Consider the following 8,667-nt stretch of genomic DNA (forward strand, 5'->3'; position numbering starts at 1 on the left):
TAACTGTGTGTATGGCATCGCCCCCTCCTTAAGTTGCTCCTTGTCTCTCCTTAATTTTGCAATTCGACGATCGCCAACTGGCACACTATTTTCTCATTCATGCAGGAGGTCTACTGGATTGGAGTGGGTTTCAAAGTCTCTTTGGCCAGGGGTTCGCTCCACATTACACTTATCTGGCGCTAACCAGGTGTGGGCACTGTCGCAAAAATGGCAGCGTAGGTCGCAGAGGGCAAAGCGGATAAATATTTGGCGGGTACCTACATTCAGTCCTTCCCCTTGAATGGCGGAGAAGACTTCGATTAGCCGCGCAGTGGGATAGTCGGCAGTTTTAGGGGTCATTGTTGCTCTGACTTGAGATGCGACTGATTCGCTTCGGACTGGGTTTACTCTAAGGTTTCTACTAATCCCATTATCTGCCTTGAATTCCTAGATTAACCACGCGGATTAACCACGCGGGAAGTATGCTTGAATCTCCGCGTGCTGCCAAGAGCGATCGCTCTTGGCAGGGGGTTCCCCAGTCAGCTTTCTCACCGCTTGATAATTCTGTCAATATTGATGATTCCGGTCGGTCAGTGAGAATAACTCACGATAACTACAATTTTTAACCACCGCCAAGCTGTTTGCTCCTTGGTACCCTTAGAAGCAGTTTAAAAAATTCTTGGTACAATTCGCTATTTCAGTGCTACTATGGACAATCGATGAATTTGATTTAGGTAGAATTATATCAAAACAATAAAATAATTCTTTACAAAAACTTTTAATGAAGTTGAATTGACTAATCTCAAATATTTTTCAAAATATAAGATGGCACCTTAGCACTAGGTTTACATGGTTGGACCGATCCCCGATGCAGATTTTCGGATTACGTTCTTCAACGACACTCCTGTAGTCCAGCTACCCCCTCGCCTTACTGTTCTTGAGGCCGTGGCTTTTAAGAAAAGCTGTCAGCAATTCTTACAAGAGAGTGCCGATACCCAGCAATTAGTTTTTGATTTGAGTCAGACCACATTTATTGATAGCAGTGGTATTGGTGCGCTGGTCAGTAATGTAAAGCTAGCGCGGGAGAAACAAGTCGAATTAGTACTTCGGGGTGTCCATCCTCAAGTGATGGCAGTGTTAGCGATGACGGGGCTGGATCAAGTTTTAACGATCGAGCCGCCAAGCCAAAGCACAACCACAACCCCTGGGAAAAAATCAGAGATTCAGCTACCAACGACTCATCCTTCCGTCCGCTCGTGGATTAAACGTGGTATTGATGTGGTGGGATCGCTGGTGGGTTTAGGGATTACGGCAATTTTGTTTATTCCCATCGTCATTGTGATTAAGCTCGACGATCCAGGCCCGATTTTTTTCAGTCAAATCCGTTGCGGTTGGATGGGAAGACGGTTTCAGGTGTGGAAATTCCGTTCGATGTGCGTAAACGCGGAAGCACTGAAAGACAAAATCGAGAATCAAGCCAGCGGTGCCTTTTTCAAGAATGAAAACGATCCGCGAGTAACACGGGTGGGTCGAATTTTACGGAAGACAAGCCTGGATGAACTGCCGCAGTTTTGGAATGTTCTGAAAGGGGAGATGAGTTTAGTCGGTACGAGACCCCCGACACCTGATGAAGTAGAACGATACGAAGTTCCGGAATGGCAGCGTTTAGATGTGAAACCAGGAATGACGGGTGAGTGGCAGGTAAATGGGCGATCGCAAGTACGCAATTTTGAAGATGTGATTCGCTTAGATTTGCGCTATCAGGAGAACTGGAGCCTGATTTACGACCTCAAGTTAATTGTTAAAACAATCCTAATTTTATTTCGCAAAAACAGTGGTGCTTATTAGGAAACCTCAATTACTTCTGTTAATGACAAAGGAACAACCAATAGCACAATCCCGCCTTCAGGTGGAGACGGATCTAAATGCTTTAACAGAAGTTTTGCAATGGTTTGAGCAACTTACTCTACCGCTACTGCCCTATGAATTATGGTGGCAGTCCCAGGTAGCCTTGACTGAAGGGTTTACGAACGTCATTCGCCACGCTCATTCTTCATTGCCCCCAACCACCCCAATACAGATTGAGGTGAAAGTCTATATTAGCTATCTGGAAATGCGGATTTGGGACTACGGAAAACCGTTTAACTTGCAAGCCAAGCTGCAATCAAAGTTGCAAGTGGTGGGTCAAAAGGATTTTGACCCCCTGGAGAATGAAGGAGGTCGGGGGTTGATATTTATGCAACAATTCACAGATGAACTCGATTACACGCGGATGCCTGACGAACGAAATTGCTTGCTGATGCGAAGAAAAATTCGCTAAAACTGGAGAGTATTCGCTTTCTCCTAGATGTGCTGCTGCTTCTGACAACTGGGAATAAATCTCATCTACAAGCGCGCTCCCACTTATAGACCGAGAAATAGACCGAGAAAAAGCCACATTATTCCTCAAAGAAGATGCGCGATTGTACCAACATACCGCAACCCCCGATTAGACTAGGTAAAAGCTTGGTGCTAAATATTTGGTAAGACCTAGATCATGCGGATATTGATTTACTCCTACAACTACCATCCCGAACCAATCGGCATTGCCCCCTTGATGACCGAACTAGCGGAAGGTTTGGTAGCACAAGGTCATCAAGTGCGAGTTGTCACTGCCATGCCAAACTATCCGCAACGGCGCATCTACGAGAAATATAAGGGGAAATTGTACCTAACAGAACTCGAAAATGGCGTAGCCATTCAGCGCAATTATGTCTGGATTCGCCCGAAACCGGGTTTGATAGATCGAATTCTATTGGATGCCAGCTTTGTCCTGATCAGCTTAGTCCATGCCCTCAAAGGCAGGCGACCAGATGTAATTTTGTTAACCGTACCGCCCCTGCCAGTTTCCGTTCCAGCCGCGCTCCTAGGATGGTTGCACCGCTGTCCGGTAGTCTTGAACCTCCAGGATATTTTGCCGGAAGCCGCAGTTCATACGGGGTTGCTCACCAACAAACGGATGATTGCCATCTTTGAAAAGCTGGAAAATTTTGCTTACCGAACAGCGACGAAGATTAGCGTCATTGCTGATGGATTTGTTGATAATTTAGTTGGTAAAGGAGTCCCAAAAAGTAAAATTAGGTTGATTCCTAACTGGGTTGATGTTAACTTTATCCAACCTTTGCCTAAAGAAAATAATTATTTTCGAGCCGTTCACCAACTCGACGGCAAATTTGTGGTTCTGTATTCCGGTAACATTGGTCGCACCCAACCCTTAAAGACCCTGATCGATGCGGCGACTTGCCTGCGACATATTCCCGACATTGCTGTGGTGATTGTGGGAGAAGATAAAGCCTTACAAGACCTGGAGCTTTATTGTCAAAAAGTGGATGCGCCAAACGTTTTGCTACTACCATTTCAACCCCGCGAAAAATTACCGGAACTACTGGCAGCAGCGGATGTAGGGTTGGTGATGCAAAAGGAAAACGTGATTTCCTTCAATATGCCTTCTAAAATTCAGGTGCTGCTAGCCAGCGGTCGGGCAATTCTGGCTTCTGTTCCTGCTAGTGGTACGGCAGCTAAAGCAGTGCAGCATAGCGGCGGCGGTGTCGTCGTTCCCCCAGAAGATCCTGAGGCTCTGGCAGCAGCAATTTTAGACTTATATAAAAACCCTGACAAAGCGGAAAGACTGGGTCAGCAAGGCAGACAATATGCTATCGAAAATTACTCCTTTAAGCACGCCTTGGAGCAGTATGAGAAGCTGTTTGATGAGGTTAGGCTTCATTGATCTAGAATGAAAGCAAAATGGTTGTCGGGTTGAAGTAGCGATCGCGCGATGCCTAGCGTTTATTATCCTGGGAACTAGCGATCGCCCAAAGCCTTAGGTTTTGTCCTTTGCGTCTGTCCCGATAGCCCTATGGAGTTCCTCGCCCAATGCGCGAACAGGTCTTAGCCTGGTTAGCAGATCGTGTCCCTGCCGCTCGAATCAAACATATATTAGGCGTCGAGCAGATGTCTATTGAGCTAGCGCTGCATTATCAACTCGACGAGAAAAAAGCAGCGACAGCGGGGTTGATGCACGATCTCGCAAAATACTTTAAGCCTTCGCTGCTGTTACAAATGGCACGAGAAGAAGGATTGAAATTAGACCCGGTGGATGAAGAAAATCCGCATTTATTGCACGCAGATGTTAGTGCAATTGTTGCTAGAGACAAATTTGGAATATTTGATGAAGAAATTTTGCAGGCAATCCAGGATCACACCTTAGGCAGACCAGGAATGAGTGAATTGAGTTGTATCGTGTTTTTGGCTGATACTCTGGAACCAGGCAGAGGTAACACTCCTGAGTTAGAAGCTTTAAGACAAGTTGCTTGGCAAAATCTCTACAAAGCTGTTTGGCTAACTTGCGATTATTCCCTGAAATATCTCCTCGAAACTCGTTGCTTAATTCACCCTCGAACGATCCGTAGCCGTAATTGGGCACTTCAAATCGCTAGCAAAAAGCAGCAACCTGAAGCTGAAAGGATGAAGGATAAATGAAATGAAAAGTTAAAAAAAGCCATAAAAAGCTGAGGCTCGAAACTTCAAAAATTAAAATAGAAACTTCAGCATCTCTCTAGTACAGTGCTGTGAGTTGAACCAACTTTGAAGGAATTTATAGGTGTTTTTGAACAAGGAAATCAGGATTTAATGTCAGAACAGTTCAAGATACAGTCCTCCTCTACTGGGAACGAAGCATTCATCTCCAACGGAGACGACGCGAATGCTTCTGCTCGACTGGCTGTCAATGCAGATAAACAAAAAGCAAGCAAAGAGCTGGCTTTAACGGCTGCCAGAGCTGCTGATGACCGCAAAGCGGCTGACATCGTATTGCTACAGGTAGGAGAGGTATCCTATCTGGCGGATTACTTTGCGATCGCAACCGGCTTCTCCAGAGTCCAGGTGAGAGCGATCGCCCAATCCATTGAACAGAAAGTAGAAACGGAGTGGCAACGTCTGCCTCTGCGCGTGGAAGGAAAGGCAGAAGGTAGCTGGATACTGTTGGATTACGGGGATGTCATCATTCACATCTTGTTGCCTCCAGAGCGGGAATTCTATAATCTGGAAGCATTCTGGGGTCATGCTGAAAAAATCGATTTCTCAGCATCGTGAGCCGATGGGAGAGTAAAAACATGATGGAAACTCCAGTTTCAGTTTGCCCAGTTCCCGCCGAACAACAACCGCTCAATGAGTACCAGGAGTTGAAGGATTCTTGGTCTTTTCGCTGGGTGACGCTGGAACTGGGAGGATACATCAAAAAGCTGGCTTGGATTTGGGGTCTCGGCTGGTTCGTCGCAGGTCCAATGGCAGCGGCAAGCTTTGCGCCAGGAAAGTATCCGAGCAAGTTTATCCTCATGGGTGCAGCAGGAGCGAGCTTGGGAGTGGTGTTGGCACTGGTGCGACTGTACTTGGGTTGGTCTTACGTGCGATCGCGCCTAGAGAATCAACAAGTGTTTTATGAAGAATCCGGTTGGTACGACGGTCAGTGCTGGACAAAGCCAGAAGAAATTTTGACACGCGATCGCTTGATCGTCACTTACCAAGTTCAACCAATCCTTCAGCGGTTACAGCGAACCTTTGTCTTGCTTGCCTTATTTTTCTTTGCAGGTAGTCTAACCTGGTATTTTCTGTAATGAGCCATTAGGCATTAGGTCATTGAGCGAGAGGTAGTGGATAGTAAGGAAAGGCTGCACAGTCTACCGACGACCTCAGAACCAGCGATCGCAGGCTACTGAACAACTAACAAAAAGTGATAAAGTCTTACCCATGACAAGGGGAAAAAGAAATCAATCCGCAGAACTGGAAGTTCGGTTGCTGCGAGAAGGCATTATTGAATCAACGCATCGCGCCCAAGCAGTCGTCTGTGACAACCGAGGGCGCGTCCTATCCGTGGCAGGCAGTTCGGAAACCGCTGCTTTTGTTCGTTCCGCCCTCAAGCCATTCCAGGCGTTGGCAATTACGACTACCGGCACCCTAGAACGCTACAAGCTAACGGATCGAGACTTAGCCATTATCTGTAGCTCCCACCAAGGTACGACTGCCCAAGTCCGACAGGCTTTTAACGTTCTTTGGCGCTCGGATGTTGACCCATCAGCACTTCAGTGTCCAATTCCAGAAGGTAAACGGAGTCCGCTGGAGTATAACTGTTCCGGGAAACACGCTGGAATGCTTGCCGTTTGCCAAGCAAGGCATTGGCCTCTGAATACCTATTTGCAGCGCAACCACCCCGTTCAGCAGCTAATTTTAGGCAAAGTTGCTGAATTGCTGCGAATGCCCGCTGTAGAGTTCATCAGTGCCCACGATGATTGTGGCGCTCCGACTTACTTCATGCAGCTGGGGCAAATGGGTACCTTGTACGGTCAGCTTGCCTCTGGGAATAATTTGGATATGGAACGCATCGTCCGAGCCATGACCCATCACCCAAATATGGTGGCAGGAGAAGGTTTATTTGATACAGAACTCATGCGTCTGACCGAAGGTGAAATCATCAGCAAAGGGGGTGCTGAAGGGATTCAGTGTATCGGTCGCGTTGGCGAAGGGATGGGACTGGCAATTAAGGTGGCAGATGGAGCAGGACGGGCAAAGTGTGCCGTTGCCATTCATTTACTCAAGCAAATGGGTTGGATTAGTCCTACGGTGGCGGAAACCCTGTCGGAAACCTTTATGAGCTTGAGCAAATTCAAGCGTCTAGATGTCGTTGGAGAACTTTCGATGTTGTAGTTGCCACATTCTTGAATTTGCGTTATAGTAAATAAGTTGGCAACGACGCGGGATAGAGCAGCCTGGTAGCTCGTCGGGCTCATAACCCGAAGGTCAGTGGTTCAAATCCACTTCCCGCCACCAAATACAAAAGTAAACAATCCCTGCAATCCCAAAAGGTTGCAGGGATTTGTTGTAGGCTGGTTAGCAGCGATTCGGTTACATTTAAATATTTATGGCTGTGAATTTGCGGCGTCCGATTTTAGTCGGGGGAATTGGTCTATCATTCTCGCTTTGGTTGTTGCAGAGTTTTCATGACTCAGCGGGGACAGTCGGTGAGTTTAGTGTAATTGGCGCGATCGCACTCGGCGCTGGTTTCTGGTTATTCCAGAAACAGACAACCAAAGAGCTTCATCTGCCAGATGTCAGCCAGATGGACAGGGAAACGGTAGAAAAAGCGATCGCTCAAACCGAAGGTACGATTAGCCAGCTAGAGGCAGAGGCAGAAAACCATCCGGCAAATGCCCCGCTAAGAGAACAACTCGCCAAAATTACGACTGAAATCGACCGCCAGGAGATGCATCTGGCTGTCACTGGCGGAAAGTCAGTCGGCAAATCCACCTTAATTCAAGTTTTAGAGTCCAACTGGGTTTCGCAACAGCCGCAAAAACTCGGCTTGCAAGAGACACCCGCTTTATTTACTGCAATTGACCCCACCTCCCCGCCCCCTTCCCGAATCGGGGAGAGGTCAGATTTGGTGCTATTTCTTACCAATGGAGATTTGACCGATCCGGAATATCAAACCTTACAGCAACTAGCGGCATCTAAACAGCGCGCAGTGCTAGTGCTTAACAAGCAAGATCGGTATTTACCTGAAGAACGCGCCACGGTGTTGCAGCAATTGCGGCAACGAATGCAAGGAACGCTGAACGGAGAAGACGTTGTAGCGATCGCTGCTTCTCCTACCCCCATCAAAGTGCGTCAGCATCAACCGGATGGTTCGGTGCGGGAGTGGATGGAAACCCCAGCGCCTGAGATGAGTGCGATCGCAAGTCGGTTAAGCCAAATTTTAGCTCAAGAAAGTCAACAGCTGGTTTGGACAACGGCTTGGAGGGCAGCTTATGCGCTGAAAGCCGAAGCGAAATCCGCCTTAAATGAAGTGAGACGAGATCGCGCCCTTCCCGTTATCGAGCAATATCAGTGGATTGCTGCCGCCACCGCCTTTGCGAACCCTGTACCTGCCTTGGATTTGCTGGCAACTGCTGCCATTAACGGTCAGCTAGTCATGGATCTCGGTAATCTATATCAGCAAAAATTCTCTATTCAACAAGCGCAAGCGATCGCTGGGACAATGGGTAGCTTGATGCTCAAGCTTGGTTTAGTCGAGCTAACGACTCAAACCGTAGGTGGGGTTCTCAAGAGCAATGCGATCACATTTGTCGCTGGAGGAGCGGTTCAGGGCGTCAGTGCTGCCTATCTAACCCGGTTAGCGGGTTTGAGCTTGATTGAATATTTCCAAGCGCAGGAAGCCGCTACGACCGCAGAAGGGCGTCCTTTGAATCTCGATCAGTTGCGCGAAACCCTGCAAAAAGTGTTTCAGCAAAATCAACGAGTTGCTTTCTTGCAAGGATTTGTCAAGCAAGCTGTGGGGCGTCTAGTGCCAGAATCACCCCAGCCTGCGATCGCGGGTAACGAGATTGCTAGTTGTTAGCCAAGTAGTAGGTTAGCCCAACAGTAGGGTGAGCAATGCCCACCCTACTATTAAAATGTTTTATTCATATCGAAATCTGTACTAGCTCGAAATCAAGACATCATTAAGTGCTTATGTAAAATAAATTACACATAATAAAAAGTAGAATAAGCTAAAACAAAAGTCAAGAAAACAAGAGACTTATGAGATTTATTAGAGATTTAAGCCGAGAAACTCAAAGGATTCTCAAAAGAATTTATAAAGAAAGTAGACATCATCAA

Annotated in this window: 9 protein-coding genes, 1 tRNA gene and 1 pseudogene; 10 read left to right on the forward strand and 1 reads right to left on the reverse strand. The window is 47.2% G+C overall.

All coding sequences use genetic code 11. The features are described from left to right. Positions 1-105: 105 nt before the first annotated feature. Positions 106-339 (reverse strand): annotated as a pseudogene (locus NDI34_RS26970) (7-carboxy-7-deazaguanine synthase QueE); the annotation flags it as partial. Between the two features lie 122 nt (positions 340-461). Here NDI34_RS26970 and NDI34_RS26975 point away from each other — a divergent pair. From NDI34_RS26975 to NDI34_RS27020, 10 genes are all read left to right on the forward strand, one after another. After that, positions 462-605: a hypothetical protein gene (locus NDI34_RS26975; protein ID WP_348234371.1), complete on the forward strand. Its 144-nt coding sequence runs from the start codon at positions 462-464 to the stop codon at positions 603-605. Positions 606-828: 223 nt separating this feature from the next. Then, positions 829-1,827 (forward strand): anti-sigma factor antagonist, encoded by a 999-nt coding sequence (locus NDI34_RS26980; RefSeq protein ID WP_348234372.1) that lies wholly within the window; start codon positions 829-831, stop codon positions 1,825-1,827. 22 nt (positions 1,828-1,849) lie between these two features. Next, positions 1,850-2,299, forward strand: a complete 450-nt coding sequence (locus NDI34_RS26985; protein ID WP_190412556.1) for an anti-sigma regulatory factor — start codon at positions 1,850-1,852, stop codon at positions 2,297-2,299. A 216-nt stretch (positions 2,300-2,515) separates the two neighbouring features. Continuing rightward, positions 2,516-3,745 (forward strand): glycosyltransferase family 4 protein, encoded by a 1,230-nt coding sequence (locus NDI34_RS26990; protein WP_190528377.1) that lies wholly within the window; start codon positions 2,516-2,518, stop codon positions 3,743-3,745. 146 nt (positions 3,746-3,891) lie between these two features. After that, complete coding sequence (gene yqeK / locus NDI34_RS26995; protein ID WP_190688009.1) at positions 3,892-4,497, forward strand: bis(5'-nucleosyl)-tetraphosphatase (symmetrical) YqeK; 606 nt, start codon at positions 3,892-3,894, stop codon at positions 4,495-4,497. Between the two features lie 150 nt (positions 4,498-4,647). Next, a complete protein-coding gene (gene rsfS, locus NDI34_RS27000; protein WP_190412872.1) occupies positions 4,648-5,109 on the forward strand; it encodes a ribosome silencing factor in 462 nt (153 codons plus the stop codon). A 20-nt stretch (positions 5,110-5,129) separates the two neighbouring features. After that, positions 5,130-5,630 (forward strand): CGLD27 family protein, encoded by a 501-nt coding sequence (locus NDI34_RS27005; protein ID WP_190412553.1) that lies wholly within the window; start codon positions 5,130-5,132, stop codon positions 5,628-5,630. 133 nt (positions 5,631-5,763) lie between these two features. Continuing rightward, a complete protein-coding gene (locus tag NDI34_RS27010; protein WP_190412552.1) occupies positions 5,764-6,717 on the forward strand; it encodes an asparaginase in 954 nt (317 codons plus the stop codon). 46 nt (positions 6,718-6,763) lie between these two features. Further along, a tRNA-Met gene (locus NDI34_RS27015) sits at positions 6,764-6,840 on the forward strand. A 91-nt stretch (positions 6,841-6,931) separates the two neighbouring features. Then, on the forward strand, positions 6,932-8,407 hold the full coding sequence (locus NDI34_RS27020; protein ID WP_348234373.1) for a DUF697 domain-containing protein: 1,476 nt from the start codon (positions 6,932-6,934) through the stop codon (positions 8,405-8,407). The last annotated feature ends 260 nt before the right edge of the window (positions 8,408-8,667 follow it).

Origin of the sequence: Trichocoleus sp. DQ-U1 (assembly GCF_039961925.1) — a bacterium.
Lineage (GTDB): Bacteria > Cyanobacteriota > Cyanobacteriia > Cyanobacteriales > FACHB-T130 > FACHB-T130.